Here is a 21,617-nt window from a genome sequence, read left to right as displayed (position 1 = left end):
GCGATGAACCTTTTTTATTATGTCTGTTTATCGAATCTTTAACTGATAGCCACAGTTCTGACATATATAGAGCTCTTTGATGCCCAAAATTTTATGCCATAGGGTTCGATGTTGACGTTGTAAGTGTTGTGAATGGTCACACATAATCAACTACCTCCATATGCAGGCGGTTGATTATATATTAAATGAGATAGTAACTCAAACTAAACTGTAAATTCTAACTTTCCACTGAACAAACAAAAAAGCGACGCTAGCCGCTTTGATTTTGCGTATCTATCTTACTTTCAATTGGTATCCACATTGAGTGCAATTATACAGCTCTTTGATGCCAATTACTTTGTGCCATAGAGTTCGATGTTTACGCCTTAAGTGGGGGTGCTTACACATAAATTACCGTCGAGATATTCAGGCGGCTTATGTTGTACTAGTTTAATAGTTCATTCAACAAAATATACAAAACTTACATTTTTTGTTGAATTGTATAGGTTTTTACAAGTTGAATAAGCTGATTGCATTTTTTGTGGTGATTGCATTCACCTCTTCGATGCTTTTGCCGCGCAATTCAGCGATGCGTTTTGCTACTAATTCTGTGTAGGCTGGTTCATTGCGTTTACCGCGATTCGGTGTTGGTGCTAAGTATGGGCAATCTGTCTCTAGGATGACGTAATTCATATCAAGATGTGGAATCACCTTATCCATCCCCGAGTTCTTAAAGGTCGATACGCCGCCTAAACCTAAATGAAAGCCTAGCTCGTTGATCGCTTGAGCTTCCTCTAAGCTACTGCCAAAACAGTGGAATACCCCGCGTAAGCTGCCATCTTGTTCTTTACGAAGTAGGGCAAGTGTCTCTTCAATGGAATCACGAGTATGGATCACCACAGGTAGATCAAGCTCTTTTGCCCACTGCAGTTGAGTCACGAAGGCCATCTCTTGTTCGGCTTTAAAGGTTTTATCCCAGTACAAGTCGATACCAATCTCACCCACCGCGATAAAGTCATGTTTATCAAACCAAGCTCGAATGGTTTTGAGGGTTTGCTCGATATTCGCATCCACATAACAAGGGTGTAAGCCCATCATTGAACGACACACATCAGGAAACTGAGCTTCCGTCGCGAGCATTGGCTCGATAGATTCTAAATCGATGTTCGGCAACAGAATGGTATCAATCCCTTGAGTCAGTGCGCGCTGCACGACTTGTTCGCGGTCTTCATCGAATTCACTAGCGTAAATATGAGCATGGGTGTCGATCATTGTTTTGTCCTGAAAGCGGTCTTTACTGAGTTGTCATGAGTATACGGCAGTGTGAGGAGAAGGTCATTTTTTGCCATTTATCCCTATTTTTGAGTGGGTTTCATATTTTACTGCTAGCGTCCTGAGCCATCAGTGATATGCTTTTGCCTGTATTTAGCACTTTTCATATCTAAGTATTTCGGTGCTTAGACTAGGCAAGGAGAATCTAGTGTCTGTTTCAATTCAAGGTCAATTCCCAGGTCGCCGTATGCGCCGTATGCGTAAGCACGACTTTAGCCGTCGCCTAATGGCAGAAAATCAATTGTCTGTGGATGATCTAATCTACCCAATGTTTATCCTGATGGGTAAAGACCGCCGAGAGCCTGTCGAGTCAATGCCAGGTGTTGAACGCTTGTCGATCGATTACATGCTCGAGGAAGCAGATTACCTGTCAAAACTGGGTGTTCCTGCGATTGCTCTATTTCCAGTCGTGAACCAAGATGCTAAAAGTTTATGCGCAGCTGAAGCTCATAACTCAGAAGGTTTGGTGCAGCGCGCTGTACGTTTACTAAAAGAGCATGTGCCAAACATTGGCGTTATTACTGACGTAGCACTAGACCCGTTCACCACTCACGGCCAAGACGGCATCATCGATGAAGATGGTTACGTGATGAATGACGAGACGACTGAAGTCTTGATCAAGCAAGCATTATCACACGCTGAAGCAGGTGCTGACGTGGTTGCACCGTCAGATATGATGGATGGTCGCATTGGTAAGATCCGTGAAGCTTTAGAAGAAGCGGGCCATATTCATACTCAGATTATGGCGTACTCTGCGAAATACGCATCGTGCTACTACGGTCCATTCCGCGACGCAGTCGGCAGTGCTTCAAACCTGAAAGGTGGTAACAAGAAGAACTACCAAATGGATCCTGCGAACAGCGATGAAGCGATTCACGAAGTTGCTATGGATCTTAATGAAGGTGCGGACATGGTGATGGTTAAGCCTGGCATGCCTTACCTAGACATCGTGCGTCGTGTGAAGCATGAACTTCAAGCACCGACATTTGCATACCAAGTGTCTGGTGAGTATGCGATGCATAAAGCAGCGATTCAAAACGGTTGGCTAAAAGAGCGTGAAACCGTCATGGAATCACTGTTGTGCTTTAAGCGCGCTGGTGCTGATGGCATTCTTACTTACTTCGCTAAAGATGTGGCTGAGTGGCTTGCAGAAGACAATGCACAAGCCGCAGAGCACTTAAAAGAAAAGTAACCGTGTAGAGCTCACTTAAGTGATCAGTAAAAGGGTTGGCCATTGTGCCAGCCCTTTCGTTTATGAGGATGGATAAGATGTCAGTTGTCGTACGTCAAGGTTCTTTAGAAGAAGTGGTGTCTGTGGTCGAGCAGATCTCTGAGTTCGCTAAAAAAGAGAGCGTCTCTTCTCTTTCAGAGCGGCTAGCAGGGAAAAAGAACCTTATTTTAGTGGCTGAAGAAGCTGGCGTGCTGCTCGGTTTTAAGATCGGCTATGAATTGGGTCAAGATACTTTTTACAGCTGGTTTGGTGGCGTGTCACCGCTCGCGAGGAACAAAGGCGTTGCACAGGCGCAATTAGACGCTCAGGAACAGTGGGCGAAAGAGCAGGGCTACAGACAGTTAAAGGTTAAGTCTCGTAACCAGTTCCCTGCAATGTTGCGTCTGTTATTGAGAAACGGTTACCTAATCGAAAAATTTGAAGAAAAAGAAGACATTAATGACCATAGAATCCATTTTTTGAAGCAAAATTAAGCACTGCTGTTAACGGTTTATAAATTAAATGAGATTTATTATCATTTAAGTGTTGACTATTAAATGAGAATCATTATTATTAACTTCGTCTTAGGGAATGAGGAAATGTTCACAAGGATGTTAAGTACTCAAGTATCTACTTGGTTACCCAACAGAATTCTCGCGAACTTGTACTAAGTTCTTTTTGACACGACATTGCTCACATTGCTTCCAGTGTAATTTATAGCTTTTAGGTAAAGCTGTGGTATTCAATTTGAATGGCTTTACCGGTTTTTGCTAGGCGACATCTTCGGGTGTCGCTTTTTTTATACCTACCATTTCAACAAGATGCATATTTAGTGGCACGTATTTTTATGAATAAAACGCCATCAGCATTCTTTTCCACAACGCAAGATCGAGAAAAGATCGTTGATCATCTGTTCGATCTGTAAAATTATTCTTTATTTTCAGGTGTTTATTGGTGTTTTTTGAGTTGTTCACCTTAGTTCTCAACAGGGTGGATAAATAATATAAACAGAGTTATCCACAGAACGCTTGCGTCTAAGAACAAAAAATAACAACAAATCGATTATAACGAACACAACCGAGTGAACGGATACAGATCGACAACGTGGAATCCAACCAACAGACGTGGCATTCTTAACAGATAATTTCTGTACTTACTGGATACACAAACATTATGGCTCGTATTCCTGATAATCCATTGATTCTGATCGATGGCTCTTCTTACCTATATCGCGCGTTCCATGCTTACCCTGGCACAATGAGCAATGGTGATATCCCAACTAACGCTGTTTACGGTGTAGTTAACATGCTGCGCAGCATGATGCGTCAATTTGCTTCTGATCGTATTGCGGTAATTTTTGATGCGAAAGGAAAGACGTTCCGTGATGACATGTACCCAGAGTACAAGGCAAACCGTCCACCTATGCCTGATGATCTTCGTTGCCAGATTGAGCCTTTGCACAATGTGATTCGTGCAATGGGTTTGCCACTTATCTCTATTCCCGGCGTTGAAGCGGATGACGTGATCGGTACGCTTGCTTCTCAAGCTTCTGCGATGGGTATGCCTGTGCTTATTAGTACTGGCGATAAAGATATGGCGCAGCTTGTCGATGACAACGTTACTCTGATTAACACCATGACCAACGTGGTAATGGATCGTGAAGGCGTGATTGAGAAGTTTGGCATCCCACCAGAGCTTATTATCGACTACCTTGCGCTGATGGGCGATAAAGTCGATAACATCCCAGGAGTTCCGGGTGTCGGTGACAAGACAGCGACTGCTCTGCTGCAAGGCATTGGTAGCATCGAAAAGCTGTATCAAAACCTGGATGATATTGCCGCTCTTGGCTTCCGTGGTTCAAAAACCATGGCTAAGAAGCTGATTGATAATAAAGACAACGCTGAGATGTCTTATGAGCTTGCAACGATCAAACTGGACGTCGAGTTAGAAGAGACACCTGAGTCGCTTGTAAAAGCGCAACCAAACACGGATGAGCTGATTAAGCTATATGGTCAACTGGTCTTCAAGTCTTGGTTGAACGAGCTACTTGAAGGTGGCAGTGGTGTGGTTGAGGCGGATGAAAAGTCGGGCGCAGTGCACAGCAATACGGCATCAACCACTTCTACCGTAGAAATGAACACCTCTGCAGTGACGATTGATCGCAGCAACTACGAAACCATCCTAGATGAAGCCTCTTTTAATGCGTGGCTAGAGAAACTGAAAGCGTCAGAGGTGTTTGCCTTTGATACTGAAACGGATAGCTTGGACTACATGGTGGCTAACCTTGTTGGTCTATCATTCGCAACTGAAGAAGGCGTTGCCGCTTACGTACCGGTTGCTCATGACTACTTAGATGCACCTCAACAACTGGATCGTGATTGGGTACTTGAACAGCTTAAGCCGATTCTTGAAGATGACGCACAGGCTAAAGTCGGTCAAAACCTGAAGTACGATATGAGCGTTTTAGCGCGCTACGGTATCGAGATGAAAGGCATCAAGCACGACACCATGCTAGCGTCTTATGTTTTTAATAGCGTTGGCGGCAAGCATGATATGGATAGCCTAGCGCTGCGTTTCCTTCAGCACAGCTGCATCTCATTTGAGCAAATCGCAGGTAAAGGTAAGAAGCAGCTTACTTTCAACCAGATTGAGCTGGGTGAGGCGTCTCCATACGCTGCAGAAGATGCGGACGTCACGCTACGTCTTCATAACCGTTTAATGGAAAACATCGAGCAAGACGAAAAGCTAAAAGCGATTTATGAAGAGATCGAAGTACCACTGATTCCAGTGATGTCTCGTATTGAACGCACAGGTGTATTCATCGACGACATGTTGCTAGGCGCTCAATCGCAAGAGATTGCGGTTCGTCTTGATGAGCTAGAGCAGAAAGCTTACGAGATTGCAGAGCAAGAGTTCAACATGAACTCACCAAAACAGCTGCAAGCGATCCTTTTTGAAAAAATGGGCTTGCCTGTTATCAAGAAAACGCCATCAGGCGCACCTTCAACCAATGAAGAAGTGCTGCAAGAACTGGCTCTTGATTACCCGCTACCTAAGCTGATCATTGAGTATCGTGGCCTTGCGAAACTCAAGTCTACCTACACAGATAAACTACCGAAGATGATCAACGCTGAAACGGGTCGTGTTCATACGTCTTATCACCAAGCGGTGACAGCAACGGGTCGTTTGTCTTCAACAGATCCAAACCTACAGAACATCCCAATTCGTAATGAAGAAGGTCGTCGTATCCGCCAAGCATTCGTTGCACAACATGGCTGGAAGATTCTAGCGGTCGATTACTCTCAAATTGAATTGCGTATCATGGCGCACCTTTCGGGTGATAAAGCGCTTCTGGAAGCATTCCAACAAGGCAAAGATATCCACGCGGCAACGGCTGCTGAGATCATTGGTGTTGATATTGAGAGTGTGACCACTGAACAACGTCGTCGTGCTAAAGCCGTTAACTTCGGTCTTATCTACGGTATGAGTGCCTTTGGCTTGGCTAAGCAACTGGGTATTCCTCGTGGCGAAGCACAGCACTACATGGACACTTACTTCGAGCGTTACCCTGGCGTAATGCAGTATATGGAAGACACGCGCAGTGCTGCTTCAGAGCAAGGCTTCGTTGAAACCATTTACGGTCGTCGACTGCACCTTCCTGAGATTCAATCTCGTAATGGCATGCGTCGTAAAGCTGCTGAACGCGCGGCGATCAATGCGCCAATGCAAGGCACAGCAGCGGACATCATTAAGAAAGCGATGTTGTTGGTGGATGAGTGGATTCAAGCGGAAGGCGATGGTCGTGTAAAACTGCTTATGCAGGTACACGATGAATTGGTGTTTGAAGTGGAAGAGTCATCTTTAGCCGAAATTGAAAGTAAAGTACAAGAATTGATGGAATCCGCTGCAGAGCTAGAAGTGCCGCTTGTCGCGGAAGCTGGCCACGGTGACAACTGGGATCAAGCCCACTAATCAGTTTTTGACCTTAATAAGCAAATTAGTATGAGCCAGTGCACAAACACTGGCTTTTTTTTGTCTCAAATAAAGTTAAGTCGTAATAAGAATTTAGGTGTTTTAATAAAACATTCATGAAAAAAAACTACAAAAGTTGTTTTCATTTCTGAGCAATTGTTGTACATTAAATCTCGTAGGGTACAGAGGTAAGATGTTCTATCTTTCAGACCTTTTGTTTCACGTTATTGGATTAGGCTGATTCAGCCGCCCCAGTCAGTATTTGACTGGGGCGTTTTTTCTTGTGCGAAAGAAAAATATTTCCAACCTATCATTCCCCCGTAAAACCTCTCATTTTTAGTGCCTTTTATTACACTTTCTCAAGCACAGTGATAAACCCCTGATTTGCCTTAGATCTGAAATTCGATCAGCTTTTGGTAATTTAAATCCGTATCTAAGTCGATTGTTTTATCACTTGAAATAACTTTTATTTTACAAGTTATCGATAAAGGATTGATGGATCACGCCTTATTTATCAGTGTATTGAGTCGGTGAATGCTCAATGTAATCCATGATTTTCTGTTGTTTCTCGGTGCTATATTTCAGAGCTTCGGCGGTGATCTGGATGGATTGCGCCATTGAAGAGATATTGTTGGTCGCTTTTACCAAGGTTTGCTGCATTGGTTTCAGGATAAGCAGATAGATAGCGGTCAAAGCGATAATAATGACGGCGATAACGGCCGCCAGCGCAATGATGATCTTGGTCTGAACATCATCCAACAGCATTTGACTGGTTTGTTTAAAGGCGAGTCGAGATTGGTCTAAGGCTTGTGGTAGTTGATTGAGTGATGTCTTGGTGGAGCTCGCAAGCTTATTGATACTTTCAACGGTTTGATTGAGGGCTTGTTGCTGGTCGTCGCTTAGGTTGGGGTTGTTGACTATCGCCTGCAAAGATTGCGATATCACCTCAAGAGACTCACTCGCATCTTGGGCGTACTTTTCCATGCCATCGAGGTCTAAGGTCATATCGACATTGATCAGTGGGGCTTGTTCTTGTTCTGCTTCAGAGGCAAACCCTGTCAGTGAGACCAACATAAGTGCAATGATGGCCAATGGTATTTTCCACATGAGTATTCCTTTCTCATTGTTCTGATTATTTAGATGTGTCTTTTAGTATGGTTCACTTCTATTGGTTTTAGTGGCTAAATCCGATTTTTAACACTAAAAACTTAGGCTTAACTCACTCATTTTTGGGCAAAAAAATACCCCACCTATATAAGGAGGGGCATTGATAAGGCTAAATCACGTGTTGTAAGTGCTCTAACCTATAGCGATAAGTAGAGGAACTACTCTGAGTCGTTGTGCTCTTCGTCTGCTAACTCATCAATGATTTGATCAGCAAGCGCAGGCGCAAACCACTCATCCATCTTGGCACGCAGTTGGTCAACGCCGATGCCCTTCATTGAAGAGAAGACATCAACCGCAACATCACCACCGAAAGATTTTGCATCGTTACGGATTTTCAGTAGCTGTGCTTTACGCGCACCACTTTTCAGTTTGTCTGCTTTTGTTAACAAAACCTGTACTGGGATGCGGCTATCGATAGCCCAGTAGATCATTTGTTGGTCAAGGTCTTTCATTGGGTGACGGATATCCATCAATACCACTAAACCTTTCAGGCTTTCACGTCGTTGTAGGTATTCACCTAGCGACTTCTGCCATTTTTTCTTCATCTCAAGTGGTACTTGAGCAAAGCCATATCCAGGTAAATCGACGATATGACAACCGTCCGTTACCTTAAATAGGTTGATTAGCTGAGTTCGACCGGGTGTTTTACTGGTTTTCGCCAAGCTTTTTTGGTTTGTAACGCGATTTAGCGCGCTAGATTTACCAGCATTGGAGCGTCCTGCAAACGCAATTTCGATCCCTTCGTCTTCTGGTAAATGACGAATATCAGGTGCACTGGTAATGAAATGCGTGTTTTGATAATGAATTTTTACGCTCACTGTTAACTCCATCTCGACTTTGTGTAGTCGATTGATTACTTTTTTGTGAATTTGTGTAAAATAACCGTGCTCGGCATAAGGTCGCCTATTGTACCATGAGTGGCAACATAGAGTGGTACTGGAAGCTTGATAATTATAATGGAATGTCATGAAGAAATTAGCGCTAATTTTGAGTCTTTTAGCCAGCTGCTCAGTATGGGCTCAAGGTAGTATTGAAGCTGGTAAAGCCAAATCACAAACATGTGTTGCCTGCCACGGTGCTGACGGCAACAGCCTGATCACTCAGTACCCTAAGCTGGCTGGTCAACATGAGAAGTATCTAGAGAAGCAGTTAAAAGAGCTTAAGCTAGGTATGACAAGTGGTGGTAAGCAAGGTCGTTACGAACCTGTAATGGGTGCAATGGCGATGCCTTTATCTGAAGAAGATATGGCTGACCTAGCGGCATACTACGCCTCTCTACCTATCTCTAGTAACTCTACTCCTGAAAATGTAGTAGATGAAGGTAAGGTTCTTTACACAGCGGGTAACGCAGAACGCGGCGTAACGGCGTGTATTGCTTGTCATGGCCCTCGTGGTAATGGTACCGAACTTTCTGGTTTCCCTAAGATTTCAGGTCAGCACGCAGATTACATCAAGGCTCAACTTGAAAAATTCCGCGATGGTGACCGTAATAACGACATGAATGCGATGATGCGTGATGTAGCTAAAAAGTTAACAGACGCTGATATTGATACCTTATCGAAGTACGTTGGTGGTTTACACTAATTTGTCGGTTTCTTGCTCTTAGCCAGAGTAAAGGAATGTACGTTCGAGCGAGATTGAAGAGACGCCCCGATCAGTAATGGTCGGGGCGTTTTCTTTTGTATTGGTTTTATTAATGCGTTTTGTGTTTATGTCTGATTTATCAATGTGTGATCGATTTGTGTACAAAAGTGTGAAGTCGCACTCTTGTAGTCTTTTTGTTACACGGTAAAGTAACCGCCATCAGCTAGGAGCTGACTTAGATATGGATGATCATCTAGTCTAACGGTATAGACAGAAATGGATCAGGCTAGGACAGCCCAGCAACAAGGTGTTAGAAAAGGATAGCCAAAACTCATCAGGACGATGAACAACAAACAAATTTGGCATGGAAAGCACCAATAACAAATGGAGATTTGTGTACCAAGTTGAGTATGCAAATTTTGGCCGATATAGGCAGATTTAGAGAGCGATAGGTTTTCCTATCGCTTTTTTTATTGATTTGATGAAAAAACACCCAATACCTCTCCACTATAAACTCAGTTTCTGGTATGTTTCGCATCCCTGTTTAAGGATGTGCTATGTATACTTGTCCCTTATGCCATCACCAAGGCGTGAATCACTATTTTGAAGACAAACGCAGAGCCTATCTGCAGTGTCAGCAATGTGAACTGGTATTTGTTAAACCTGAACAAAGGTTAGAAGCAAAAGAAGAAAAAGCACACTATGATCTCCATGAGAACGATCCTAGTGATGCAGGCTATCGCCGCTTTTTATCTCGCATCGCGGATCCACTAACAGACAAAATTTCATCTAACTCACACGGGTTGGATTTTGGTTGTGGCCCAGGCCCTACGCTATCTATTATGTTAGAAGAAGCCGGACACACCATGGAGTTGTACGATATCTATTACCACCCAGAACCCTCTGTGTTGGAAAAAACGTATGACTTTATGACTGCCACGGAGGTGATAGAGCATCTTTATCACCCAGACAAAGTGTGGCAGCAATGGTTGAATTTAGTTAAACCCAAGGGCTGGATTGGTCTTATGACTAAACTAGTAATAGACGTAGACGCGTTTGCTGGTTGGCACTACAAGAATGACCCGACACATGTCGTCTTCTTTAGTCGTCAAACATTCCAGTTTTTGGCAGAGCGGGATAAGCTCGAACTAGAATTTTTTGGAAATGATGTAATTTTACTGAGGAAAGTGCAGTAATGGGTCGTAGTAAGAAATCAAGAAAGCCGGGGGCACTTGGCGCTCCGGAGCCTATGGTTACTCGTAACCGTAGTGAATCTGATGTTGAAGGTCGTGAACGTAAGCGTGTTAAAAAGCGTAAAGGCCTTAAGTCTGGCAGCCGTCACTCAGATGGTAGCGAAGCAAAACAGCGTAAAGCTGCACAAGCTCGTGATCCACGTTTAGGCAGCAAGATAAAAATTCCGCTGATCGTTGAACCAGCGAAGAAGCCGACTAAACAAGAGCGCAAGCTATCTAACGAACAAGAGTTAGAGATGCTTGAGAATGACGCTCAACTGAACACACTCCTAGATCGTATCGAAAATGGTGAAAACCTAGGTGCTGGTCTACAGAAGTTTGTTGATGAGAAACTTGATCGTATCGAACACCTAATGGGCCGCTTAGGTCTACTAGAGCCAGAAGACGATGAAGAAGAGATCTTCGAAGAAGCACCGGTTGCCTCTAAGAAGAAAGCGAGCTCTGACGAAGACTTGCTATCTCAATTCGAAGATTTCGATTTAGACAGCTTTAAAGGTTAATAGCCAGTGAACGTAACCTTATTAGCAATTGCTGGTGGAATTATCATTCTCGGCTTGGGCTCTTACGCAGGTTACCTTCTACTTCAAGTGAAGAAGCAGACGGAGTTGCAAAAGCAGCATCAAGCACTAGCCATTGAAAAACGCAACGCGACGATTTACGAAAACGTAAATACTTTGTGCTTAGCGGGCATTCAAGGGCAATGTGACTTACCTGAGATCAGTATCCGAGTGTGTATCATTATGGATAATGTTCAGGGTGATGAGCGTGTCGATTTTGATTCTGAGTATCCTGCTCTTTCTGAGCTGTACCATATCGTAAAAGATATGGCTCGCGGAGAGGCAAGACAGGAACTGACGAAGAAAGAGCGCATGCAGCAGAATCTCACGCGCCATAAGGCAGAGACTCGCTTGAATGATGCGGTCATTGAAGATCTGAAAAGGTTGCAAGAGAAGGTTAAACCTCTCAACAACCAAATCAACATTCAGATGATCTAGTCGCTAAGACTATTTAAAATAGAGGCTTGTTTAATACAGGGTGTTCTTGAGGCACCTTATCTTTATAGATAGTGTTAAATGAGCCTTCTTACCTTTTGCGTCTCGTTAATCCCGACGCTTTGTTAGTGATCAAGCTAGCAGTTCTGAGTTTTTGTCTAAAAAATTGATTTTGTCTTGGAACGACCTTACAGGTCGTGTGGCAAAATAACCCGTCTATATTTTAATGTATGTAAAATGATTTGAGAGACCTTAGGTTCTCGCGGATCTAAATTGGAAATACCGCTATGTCGAGCAAGCCAGTAACAACGAATCAGCAAATCGTTTGGGATCAAGAGATCTTAAACAAGTACAACTATTCGGGACCTCGTTACACCTCATACCCAACTGCGTTGGAGTTTCATGAAGCGTTTACCGTCGCTGATTACGACATGGCGTGTACTCAATATCCTGAGCGTCCACTCTCTCTTTACGTGCATATCCCGTTCTGCCACAAGCTTTGTTACTACTGTGGTTGTAATAAAGTCATTACTCGTCACTCGCATAAAGCGGATGAGTACCTTGATGTGATTGAACATGAAATCCGCCAACGCGCCTCTTTATTGAATGGCCGTGAAGTGACGCAATTGCACTTCGGTGGTGGTACGCCAACGTTCTTGACCAAAACACAAATCACTCGTTTGATGAGTATTTTGCGTGAAGAGTTTAACTTCACCGCTGACGCTGAAATCAGTATTGAAGTTGACCCGCGTGAGATTGAGCTAGACGTACTTGACCACCTGCGTAACGAAGGCTTCAACCGCCTGAGCATTGGCGTGCAAGACTTCAATAAAGAAGTGCAGAAACTGGTTAACCGTGAGCAAGATGAAGAGTTCATCATTGCGATGGTTAAACGAGCGAAAGAGCTAGGCTTCCGTTCAACTAACCTGGATTTGATCTACGGCCTACCAAAGCAGACTCAAGCTTTGTTCGCTGAAACATTGAAGCAAGTGTTAGAGATGAAACCGGGCCGTTTATCTGTATTTAACTACGCACACATGCCTCAGCTGTTTGCGGCGCAGCGTAAGATTAAAGACGAAGATCTACCTGAAGCGAAAGAGAAAATGGCTATCTTGCAAGATACCATCGAGACGCTAACGGGAGCGGGTTACCAGTTCATTGGTATGGATCACTTCGCACTACCTGAAGATGAGCTAGCCGTAGCACAGCGTGAAGGTATTCTGCATCGTAACTTCCAAGGCTACACCACCCAAGGTGAAGCTGACTTAATTGGTTTCGGTGTTTCTGCGATTTCTATGGTTGGTGATGCTTACGCACAAAATCAGAAAGAGCTGAAGAAGTACTACGCTCAGGTGAATGACCTGCGTCATGCACTTTGGAAAGGTGTTGCTCTAGACAGTGACGACCTTCTACGTCGTGAAGTGATCAAGCAGCTGATTTGTAACTTCAAGCTTGATAAAACAATGATCGAATCTGAGTTCTCGGTTAACTTTAATCGCTACTTCAAAGAAGATTTAGAGCTTCTACAAACCTTCATCAACGATGATTTGGTTGAAGTCGATGACAAAGAAATCCGCGTTACTCTGCGTGGCCGCTTGCTGATCCGTAACATCTGTATGTGTTTTGATAAATACTTACGTGCAAAGGCTCGCCAGCAGCAATTCTCTCGCGTTATCTAATCGCTCGATAGAGAATAGAACAATAAAAAATGCCAGCATCATGCTGGCATTTTTGTATCTGACTCATTCGATTTCTGCCTGGTTTAGGTGAGACTCTCAGTGGTATTTTGTTTGACCTTGGCACTTTGCTTGGAGTTGATGAGGTCGGTAGGCCATTGGTCAAACGGAACTGGGCGACTGTATAAGAAGCCTTGAGCAAGCGGGCACTGCAGCTGCTTGAGAAGTTCAGCCTGTTGCTGTGTTTCAACGCCCTCTGCCACCAAGCTTACTTTGAAGCCCTTAGTGATGTTAACGATGGCCGCGACGATGGAGCTATCTAGGTTCTCTTTATCAAGTTTGCTGACAAAGCTGCGATCGATCTTTAAGCAATCAAATGGCAGTTTGTGTAAATAAGCCAGTGACGAATAGCCGGTACCAAAGTCATCAATCGCAATTGATATCCCTAGTGCTTTTAGAGTCAGCATGTTATCGATGATGATCGGGTCGTTGTCGACGATGCGTGATTCGGTGATCTCTAGTGTCAGGTTGCTTGCTGGTAGATTTGTGTCTCGCAACGTGCCTTTTACTTGTTCCACAAAGCCACTTTCGCTTAGCTGAACGACCGACAGGTTGACGTGAATCGAGAAGTCCTTGCTCCATTTTCCTGACTCAATCGCGATGGCTGTATCTCGACACGACTTATGCAGAATTTGTTTTCCGATATCGTCAATGAGCCCGCTCTCTTCCGCGAGAGGAATGAACTCGAGTGGCGAGATCACCCCTTCATCCGTTATCCAGCGAGCTAAAGCTTCTGCTCCTATGGTCGAGCCAGATTCCAGATCAATAATAGGCTGATAAAACGGTTCGAACTGTTGAAGCTCAATCGCTCGGTTCATCCGCGCTAACATCTTGGTGCGATGTCTCGATGCTTTGCCCATTTCAAGGCTATAAATACAGACACTGGTTTTGTCTTGTTTCGCATTGCTCAATGCAATGCTGCTACTGCGTAGTAGGAGTGTAATGTCGTGAAGATTCGAGACATTCACTATCCCCATCGATACCTTAATCACCACGCTTTCCGATTCCATTGAAAATGGGGAAGCGAAGGTTTGAAGTAAGCGGTTAGTCAGCAGCTGAACATCATCGCTTTGCGTTACGTTTGGCGCGTAGATGGCAAACTCATCACCACCAGTGCGAGCTAGTAGGTATTCGGATGGCAGTGTGCCTCTTAAACGAGCGGCCGCAATGATAAGTAGCTGGTCGCCATTGTAATGACCAAGGCTGTCATTGATGTCTCGGAAGCGATCAATACCCACTAAATAAAGTGTGCCTTTTTCGTTTGCAGGGTTTTTCTTGGCAGCGTCGATAAAGCCTTCGCGGCTGTATAGCTTGGTTAATGAGTCATAGGTAAGCTGAGACTGTAATGCTTGAAAGGAAGCCTTTAAGTTGTTGGCCATTTCATTGAATGACGCCACCAACATGCTGGTTTCATAGATATACCCTGTCTTTGGCATGCTCGTGTCCCAATCGCCTTTAGCAAGACGCTTTGCCGCATCCGCTGTTGAAGTGATGGGTTGGGTTACGCGATTAAAGGCAATTAACCCAGCAATGACACCAATGCAACTCAGCGCTAGCCCGAGCAACCAACTGTTTCTTTGGTTTTCAGGTAATTCACCGAGTAGGTTGCTTTCAGGGATCGACATACCAATAAACCAAGTGATGCCGTGCTCATCTTCATAAGGGGTGATCTGGTTGAAGTATCGTTCGTTGTCTAGGCGAAAACTAAAGCGCTGCTCGCCCAAATTCTCGATTAGGTGGAATTGCTCTACGTAGCTAGCACTCTCACGTATGACTGGATTAGCACTCTCTGTTGCTAGTTTGCGTTGCCCTTTGTTGGTTTGTCCTGTGCCCCATGAAACGACACTGTCTCCGCCTGAGTGCGCGACCAAGCGTTGCTGCTTATCGATGATGTAAACAGAGGCATCCGTTCTATCTTTGAGCTTTCTGAGAAACGCATTGAAGGTATTGATTTTGATGTCGCTGACTACGACGGCTTTGAATTCATTATCATCATAGATAGGCGCTAGAGCAGATAAGGTGATTTCTTGACGTTCGTCAGCATTGGCATAAATTGGTGACCATAACGGTTTTTTCTGTGTCGCAATGGGTGTGTACCAAGGACGGATTCTAGGATCGTAACCTGAAATCACCGATCGAATGTCTTCACTAATTTTGCTGCCACGGTAAATGACCAGCTGATCATTGGTGCGTTCGTCTTGCACCATCAAGGTGTAGCCTTTGTTGGCTTCTTTGCGGAAACCGACGTAGTTACCATCTTCAGAACCAAAGCCGATCGCATCGAGTTGAGGTACAGCAGTGTAATGGTCTGAAAACGTATAAAAAATATAGTCTTGGACCTTACTAAGATTGCCTGCTTGATAAAGATGGTGGTAGCCGATGTTATGGCTGAGCGAGAGGTTGGCGTGAAATGGCTTTTCTAAAAAATTAGACAGGCTTTGATGAACATTGTCAGTCAGTGATGTCAGCTGGCGTGCACTAACATCACTCACCATCTCTTTGTAGCTTAGCTTTTGAGTGAAAACCATTACACCCATAGTGAACAGAAAAATCATCACGAATGGCAGAACCACTGCGGTTCTCAAAGTAATTTGTGTTTTCAAAGACATCTTTAGCTACAACTTTGGTGAATAGTGTACTGTAATTGTACCGACACTATTCAAACCAAGCGACACTTTTTTGGTTAAAAAGTAGCTGCATCGAGAATCATATAAGGTCTAGTACAGTTCTTTGAGTTTACGAGTTAGGGTGTTTCTTCCCCATCCCAAAACCTTAGCTGCATCCTGTTTATGACCATTAGTGTGGTGGAGTGCAGCTTCTAGCAGTATACGTTCAAATTCTGGCAGAGCATAAGTTAGCAGCTCTTTTTCTCCTGAATCAAGCGCACACTTTGCCCAATTAGCGAGCAGTTGTTGCCAGTTATCTCCAGTTCCTGAGGTGGTCACCACTTTTTCTTCTAGCAGCTCTGGTGGCAGGTCTGAAGGAAGAATTTCGCTGCCGCTGGCCATCACGGTAAGCCAACGACAAATGTTTTCAAGCTGACGCACGTTACCCGGCCAATTGAGCTGGTTGAGCTTCAAAATGGTCTCAGGATGCAGTGTCTTCACTTCAACACCGAGCTCTTCGGCGGCGGATGCTAGGAAGTGATGAGTCAGCTTTTCAATGTCTTGTTTACGTTCGCGAAGTGCCGGGATATGGATTCGGATAACGTTGAGTCGGTGGAAAAGGTCTTCACGGAAGTCGCCTTCATGCACTAAGCGCTCAAGATCTTGGTGGGTTGCGGCAACGATACGAACGTCTACCTTAACTGCAGAGTGACCGCCGACACGATAGAACTGACCATCAGAAAGTACACGCAACAAGCGAGTTTGGATATCGAGTGGCATGTCACCGATCTCATCAAGAAAAAGCGTGCCGCCGTTGGCTTGTTCAAAGCGTCCTTGGCGAACGCTGTTAGCACCGGTAAAGGCACCTTTTTCGTGGCCAAACAGTTCAGACTCGATCAGATCTTTGGGGATTGCTGCCATGTTCAAGGCAATGAAGGGCTTCTTAGCTCTTGGGCTGTGACGATGCAGAGCGTGAGCGACCAATTCTTTACCGGTACCCGATTCACCATTGATCAGCACGGATATGGATGAGCGAGACAAACGGCCAATCGCTCGGAAAACCTCCTGCATTGCCGGTGCTTCACCGATGATTTCTGGCGCGTTGGTGTCTTCAGCGACCTCACTGGCTTGTTCGCGTTTCTGCTCTTGGCTGTGCGCGATCGCTCGTTCGACTAGAGTCAGTGTTTCATCAATATCGAACGGCTTTGGAAGATATTCAAAGGCGCCTTTTTGATAAGCATTCACCGCCGCATCAAGGTCTGAGTGCGCGGTCATAATGATCACGGGCAGGTCGGGAGAGCGTTGATGAACCTGATGCAACAGCTCAATCCCGTCAATGCCGGGCATGCGAATGTCAGACACCAATACGTCCGGTGTCTCGCGCTCAAGCGCAAGCAACACGCTCTCAGCATCAGCAAATGTTTCACACTTAATATCCGCAGATGAAAGTGTTTTCTCTACTACCCAGCGGATAGAGCTGTCGTCATCGACGACCCAAACGTATCCCTTACTCATAATTCAATTCCTTTACAGCCAAATCTATTGTGATAATCATTGTTGTTTTTATGATGTCTTAATCTTTGTGTTACCGAGCTAAGCCTTTCATCTCGCTGTCCAATAGCGAGGTTCTTATGACCTAAATCGGTAGATAAATCGTGAATGTGGTGTTGCCTGGCCAGCTTTCAACATCAATTTTCCCATTGTGTTGATCGATCAGGTTTTGAGAAATCGATAGCCCCAGCCCTGTTCCACCTTCTCGTCCGCTGACCATTGGGTAAAACAGCGTGTCTTTTAAATCATCGGGGATGCCCGGACCGTTATCGCTGATCTCAATACGAGCCGCGAGTTTGTGTCGCTGCCCGTGAATATTTGCTTGATGCACCGTTCTGGTGCGAATGGTGATTTTGCCAGAATCTTGAGTCTTTAGAATCTGCGCTGCATTGCTCACGATATTGAGCATCGCTTGTTCAACCTGTGCCGAATCCATCAAGATGTCCGGTAGGCTCGGGTCGTAATCCCTTTCGATGGCGAGCGTTGAACCCGATTCGAGCTCTACGAGCTGCCTGACTTTCTCAAGTATCTGGTGAAGGTTCTCTTCTGATTTAGTCCCCGGCTTCTGTGGGCCAAGCAGACGGTCGACTAATGCTCTTAAGCGGTCGGCTTGCTCAATAATGATCTGCGTATATTCATTAAGAGACTGATCAGGAAGCATTTTCCCAAGTAACTGCGCCGCACCTCTTAAGCCACCGAGTGGATTTTTGATCTCATGTGCTAACCCGCGTACCAGCAACTTAGCCGCTTGTTGTTGTGCATGTTGGTTGAGCTCTTGGCTAAGGCGTCTTTGCTGGTCTATCTTGCGCATCTCAACCAATAACAGCGTCTCTCGCTGCCAAGATATTGGGCTAACCGTGACTTCAAGCATCAGTGGGCGGTTATCAACAACGAAGGTAACGTCACTGTCGGTAATGCTCTGGCCACTTTGTAGCGGTTGCGTCAACAGTGCCAAATCAAGTGAAGCGTGTTGGATAAGTTGGCTCAGTGGATGATCAACGATGCGTCGTGCGCTCTGTGAAAAGAGCTGCTCAGCGGCCGGATTGGCGTATCGGACATACAATTGCTCATCGAGCATCAATGTCGAAGTCACCATATTGTCGAGAATGGCGCTGGAAAGATGATGTGTATCTATGCTGTCGCTTTTGGCTGATCGATTCACTATTTCGTCCTTGAACTGGTGTTTTTCTCACTGCACCAAATTGGTGCGTGGCTAAGTTCAAGTATGGCGCATATCAACCAGAAGCTAAAGATAATTCATTAGAGTCGCTGAAAGCTGCTTCGATTAGGTGAAAAGTAGAGGTTATTTGGCCTCTTTTAACACATTGGCCTACTTGAGCGTCGCTCGATGTAAATACACGGTGACTGGACTAGTAGATGCAATAAGCTTGCCGCTTCTATGTGCTTGAATTGCAATGGTGTGAGTACCTCGATCGATACCTTTTAATTCCCAAATAGGCTGGGTCTGTGGGGCGCCATATCGACGGCCATCAAGCATCAATTGTAATTGCTCCCCAATACCAAGTTTTCGGTTGAGTTCTATCTGAATCGGGATTAAGCCGCGATTACTACGAATGGTTTGATCATGAACTGGAGTCAACATGGTGAGGGCTAATTGAGTAGGAACCTCGCGCTTTGTGGTTTCGGTTTCTGCCTGAGTTTTGGCTGGCGTTGCCGTTTTAGTTGTAGAGGAAGCAGCAGCGTCAACCGGAGTTGAGGCCTCAAATTTAGGGGCGGGTGCTGAAGCTTGCACATCTGGCAGGCGAAGAGCCTCGGCATCTTGAGCGCTAGGGTTATCACTAAAGTGGAGCACGCCATCTTCATCTATCCAGGTATACACCGTTTGAGCAGAGCACGAGAGCGCGACTGTTAACCCGATTAGGAACAGTATGTTTTTCATATCTTTAGCCTCTTTTCACCGCTAGGTGATTTCACGTTTGGCGTTGGTTTTATTGTATTTAGCGCGACAGCCTCTGAGGGCTTTTGTTAAATGCCAATCACAGTAAGTTAATGCTCAGAAATAGCGCAGGAAAAAGGCTTGAGAACGAGGCAGCCCTGCTCGGCAAAAATAGTTTCGATAAGTAGTTATTCTACAATCAAAAAACCTAACGATGTTATCGAGTGTTTTAACAAGCTAGGCTGAGTAGTTATTTACTACGATTGGTATCTAGTATGGTACGAGGAAGCGGGGGGAGGGAGAATATAAAAAAGGCCCGCCTGCGAGGCGAGCCTAATATTTAGTCAGCGATTCTTACAAGGTTGCAGTAAGAAATGGCTTATCTCTACAGGAGATTAAACTGAGTAGTACAGTTCAAACTCAAGTGGGTGTGTAGCCATGTTCACGCGTTGTACGTCGTCAGATTTCAGAGTGATGTAAGAATCGATGAAATCGTCAGAGAATACGCCGCCAGCTGTTAGGAACTCACGGTCTTCGCTAAGCGCTGCTAGAGCTTCTTGTAGAGATTCTGCAACTGTTGGGATTTCAGCTGCTTCTTCTGCAGGAAGGTCGTATAGATCTTTATCCATAGCTTCGCCTGGGTGAATCTTGTTCTTGATGCCGTCAAGGCCAGCCATAAGCATTGCTGAGTAGCATAGGTATGGGTTAGCTGCTGGGTCACCAAAACGTAGCTCGATACGACGTGCTTTAGGGCTTGGTACTACTGGGATACGGATAGAAGCAGAACGGTTACGTGCTGAGTAAGCAAGCATTACAGGTGCTTCGAAACCAGGTACAAGACGCTTGTACGAGTTAGTTGATGGGTTAGCAAACGCGTTGATTGCACGAGCGTGCTTGATTACACCACCGATGTAGTAAAGAGCCATTTCAGATAGGCCGCCGTACTTATCACCAGCAAACAGGTTAACGCCGTCTTTTGCTAGAGATTGGTGAACGTGCATACCAGAACCGTTGTCACCAACTAGTGGCTTAGGCATGAATGTCGCTGTTTTACCAAATGCGTGAGCAACGTTGTGTACAACGTACTTGTAGATTTGAGTTTCATCAGCTTTCGCTGTTAGCGTGTTGAAGCGAGTAGCGATTTCGTTTTGACCCGCAGTTGCTACTTCATGGTGGTGAGCTTCAACAACTAGGCCCATCTCTTCCATTACTAGACACATTGCTGAACGGATGTCTTGAGATGAATCTACTGGAGCTACTGGGAAGTAACCGCCTTTAACGCCAGGACGGTGACCTTTGTTACCGCCTTCGAAGTCAGAACCTGTGTTCCAAGCTGCTTCTACGTCATCGATCTTGAAGAAAGAACCAGACATGTCGTTTGAGAACTTAACGTCGTCAAATAGGAAGAATTCTGGCTCTGGACCAACTAGAACTGTGTCTGCGATACCTGTAGAACGTAGGTACTCTTCAGAACGTTTAGCGATAGAGCGTGGGTCACGGTCGTAGCCTTGCATTGTTGCAGGCTCAAGGATGTCACAACGGATGTTTAGTGTTGCGTCTTCTGTGAATGGGTCCAGTACAGCAGATGCTGCGTCTGGCATCATTACCATGTCAGATTCGTTAATGCCTTTCCAACCAGCTACTGAAGAGCCGTCAAACATTTTGCCTTCTTCGAAGAAGTCTGCATCAACTTGGTGAGAAGGAATAGAGATATGCTGCTCTTTACCTTTTGTATCAGTAAAACGTAAGTCGATAAATTTAACTTCGTTCTCTTGGATCAGGGATAGTACATTTTCTACTGACATCTTGGATAACCTCCAGTGTTATTAATTCGGTATTAGCTCGATTCGGTTGAAACTAGCATTGATTAATGTCTATAAGTGCATTAATCGATGCTGATTTATCTATAGCCAAAAACGTGCCAAAAAAATTATTCCATTAATTTCAATGATTTACTTGTTTTTCGGTTTTGCTTAATTTGGTTTTTGCACCAAAATGATCTCCGGGCGCACCTTATTGGTGCAATTGTTTGTCTGTGCACCAATATGAGACATAAGCGAGCACCATTCAGCAATGAATTGCCTAAGTTGTCAATCCACTTTTGTTATTTTGCGGGAGATTTGGTTCGCCACTCGCAGGTGATACTTTTTTAGAGTCCTACGAATTGGGCTGTTCAACACTGTACTGAATCAAAGTTAAGCGGATATGAATCGCTAATAAAGAAAAAAGCCCCGGTTCAGATCACATATTTCTGGGTTTTTGTCTAGAATCTGGTATATTATTGACCGTTTTTTAAATCAAGCTAGCGGTTATTATCCAAACTTTTGAGATAAGTGAC

Annotated in this window: 16 protein-coding genes; 8 read left to right on the top strand and 8 right to left on the bottom strand. The window is 44.8% G+C overall.

Annotation, left to right across the window (positions count from 1 at the left end; genetic code table 11):
* Window positions 1-489 precede the first annotated feature (489 nt).
* Entirely contained in the window at window positions 490-1,251 is a 762-nt protein-coding gene (locus AB4329_RS17320; RefSeq protein WP_102394317.1) for a TatD family hydrolase, read from the bottom strand.
* A gap of 208 nt (window positions 1,252-1,459) precedes the next feature.
* Here AB4329_RS17320 and hemB point away from each other — a divergent pair, with 208 nt between their 5' ends.
* The 3 genes from hemB (at window position 1,460) to polA (ending at window position 6,493) form a co-directional block, all read left to right on the top strand.
* Entirely contained in the window at window positions 1,460-2,503 is a 1,044-nt protein-coding gene (hemB, locus tag AB4329_RS17315) for a porphobilinogen synthase (protein ID WP_017060158.1), read from the top strand.
* A 77-nt stretch (window positions 2,504-2,580) separates the two neighbouring features.
* A complete protein-coding gene (locus AB4329_RS17310) occupies window positions 2,581-3,015 on the top strand; it encodes a GNAT family N-acetyltransferase (protein WP_372138869.1) in 435 nt (144 codons plus the stop codon).
* 679 nt (window positions 3,016-3,694) lie between these two features.
* Complete coding sequence (gene polA / locus AB4329_RS17305) at window positions 3,695-6,493, top strand: DNA polymerase I (RefSeq protein WP_372123838.1); 2,799 nt, start codon at window positions 3,695-3,697, stop codon at window positions 6,491-6,493.
* A gap of 507 nt (window positions 6,494-7,000) precedes the next feature.
* On the opposite strand, the gene AB4329_RS17300 is transcribed toward polA, so the two are convergent.
* Together AB4329_RS17300 and yihA are read right to left on the bottom strand one after the other, a co-directional pair.
* On the bottom strand, window positions 7,001-7,600 hold the full coding sequence (locus AB4329_RS17300) for a GTP-binding protein (protein WP_137002245.1): 600 nt from the start codon (window positions 7,598-7,600) through the stop codon (window positions 7,001-7,003).
* Window positions 7,601-7,818: 218 nt separating this feature from the next.
* Window positions 7,819-8,478, bottom strand: a complete 660-nt coding sequence (gene yihA / locus AB4329_RS17295) for a ribosome biogenesis GTP-binding protein YihA/YsxC (protein ID WP_017060162.1) — start codon at window positions 8,476-8,478, stop codon at window positions 7,819-7,821.
* Between the two features lie 148 nt (window positions 8,479-8,626).
* Between yihA and AB4329_RS17290 the strand changes: the two genes are divergently transcribed.
* The 5 genes from AB4329_RS17290 (at window position 8,627) to hemN (ending at window position 13,168) form a co-directional block, all read left to right on the top strand.
* Window positions 8,627-9,244 carry a cytochrome c gene (locus tag AB4329_RS17290; protein WP_012602993.1) on the top strand — a complete coding sequence of 206 codons (618 nt, stop codon included), beginning with the start codon at window positions 8,627-8,629 and terminating at the stop codon, window positions 9,242-9,244.
* A gap of 557 nt (window positions 9,245-9,801) precedes the next feature.
* Window positions 9,802-10,440: a class I SAM-dependent methyltransferase gene (locus AB4329_RS17285; RefSeq protein WP_010433503.1), complete on the top strand. Its 639-nt coding sequence runs from the start codon at window positions 9,802-9,804 to the stop codon at window positions 10,438-10,440.
* Complete coding sequence (gene yihI / locus AB4329_RS17280; RefSeq protein ID WP_372138867.1) at window positions 10,440-10,997, top strand: Der GTPase-activating protein YihI; 558 nt, start codon at window positions 10,440-10,442, stop codon at window positions 10,995-10,997. The genes AB4329_RS17285 and yihI overlap by 1 nt, the downstream gene beginning before the upstream one ends.
* A 6-nt stretch (window positions 10,998-11,003) precedes the next feature.
* Window positions 11,004-11,492: a DUF2489 domain-containing protein gene (locus AB4329_RS17275; RefSeq protein WP_017060164.1), complete on the top strand. Its 489-nt coding sequence runs from the start codon at window positions 11,004-11,006 to the stop codon at window positions 11,490-11,492.
* A gap of 284 nt (window positions 11,493-11,776) precedes the next feature.
* On the top strand, window positions 11,777-13,168 hold the full coding sequence (gene hemN, locus AB4329_RS17270; protein WP_017070103.1) for an oxygen-independent coproporphyrinogen III oxidase: 1,392 nt from the start codon (window positions 11,777-11,779) through the stop codon (window positions 13,166-13,168).
* A gap of 83 nt (window positions 13,169-13,251) precedes the next feature.
* Here the strand turns inward: hemN and AB4329_RS17265 are convergent, their stop codons facing one another.
* The 5 genes from AB4329_RS17265 to glnA all read right to left on the bottom strand — a co-directional run bounded on the left by AB4329_RS17265 (window position 13,252) and on the right by glnA (window position 21,084).
* On the bottom strand, window positions 13,252-15,834 hold the full coding sequence (locus AB4329_RS17265) for an EAL domain-containing protein (protein ID WP_372138865.1): 2,583 nt from the start codon (window positions 15,832-15,834) through the stop codon (window positions 13,252-13,254).
* Window positions 15,835-15,942: 108 nt separating this feature from the next.
* On the bottom strand, window positions 15,943-17,346 hold the full coding sequence (gene glnG / locus AB4329_RS17260) for a nitrogen regulation protein NR(I) (protein WP_017059224.1): 1,404 nt from the start codon (window positions 17,344-17,346) through the stop codon (window positions 15,943-15,945).
* Between the two features lie 121 nt (window positions 17,347-17,467).
* Window positions 17,468-18,544, bottom strand: coding sequence for a nitrogen regulation protein NR(II) (gene glnL / locus AB4329_RS17255; RefSeq protein ID WP_019826501.1), 1,077 nt, complete (start codon window positions 18,542-18,544; stop codon window positions 17,468-17,470).
* Window positions 18,545-18,712: 168 nt separating this feature from the next.
* Window positions 18,713-19,282, bottom strand: coding sequence for a DUF4124 domain-containing protein (locus tag AB4329_RS17250; protein ID WP_017059222.1), 570 nt, complete (start codon window positions 19,280-19,282; stop codon window positions 18,713-18,715).
* A gap of 392 nt (window positions 19,283-19,674) precedes the next feature.
* Window positions 19,675-21,084, bottom strand: coding sequence for a glutamate--ammonia ligase (gene glnA / locus AB4329_RS17245; protein WP_017059221.1), 1,410 nt, complete (start codon window positions 21,082-21,084; stop codon window positions 19,675-19,677).
* Window positions 21,085-21,617 lie beyond the last annotated feature (533 nt).

Source organism: Vibrio sp. 10N.261.54.A5, from assembly GCF_041471145.1.
Classification (GTDB): domain Bacteria; phylum Pseudomonadota; class Gammaproteobacteria; order Enterobacterales; family Vibrionaceae; genus Vibrio; species Vibrio crassostreae_C.
Note: the sequence above shows the minus strand (reverse complement) of the source record. Positions and strands in the feature narration are given on the sequence as shown.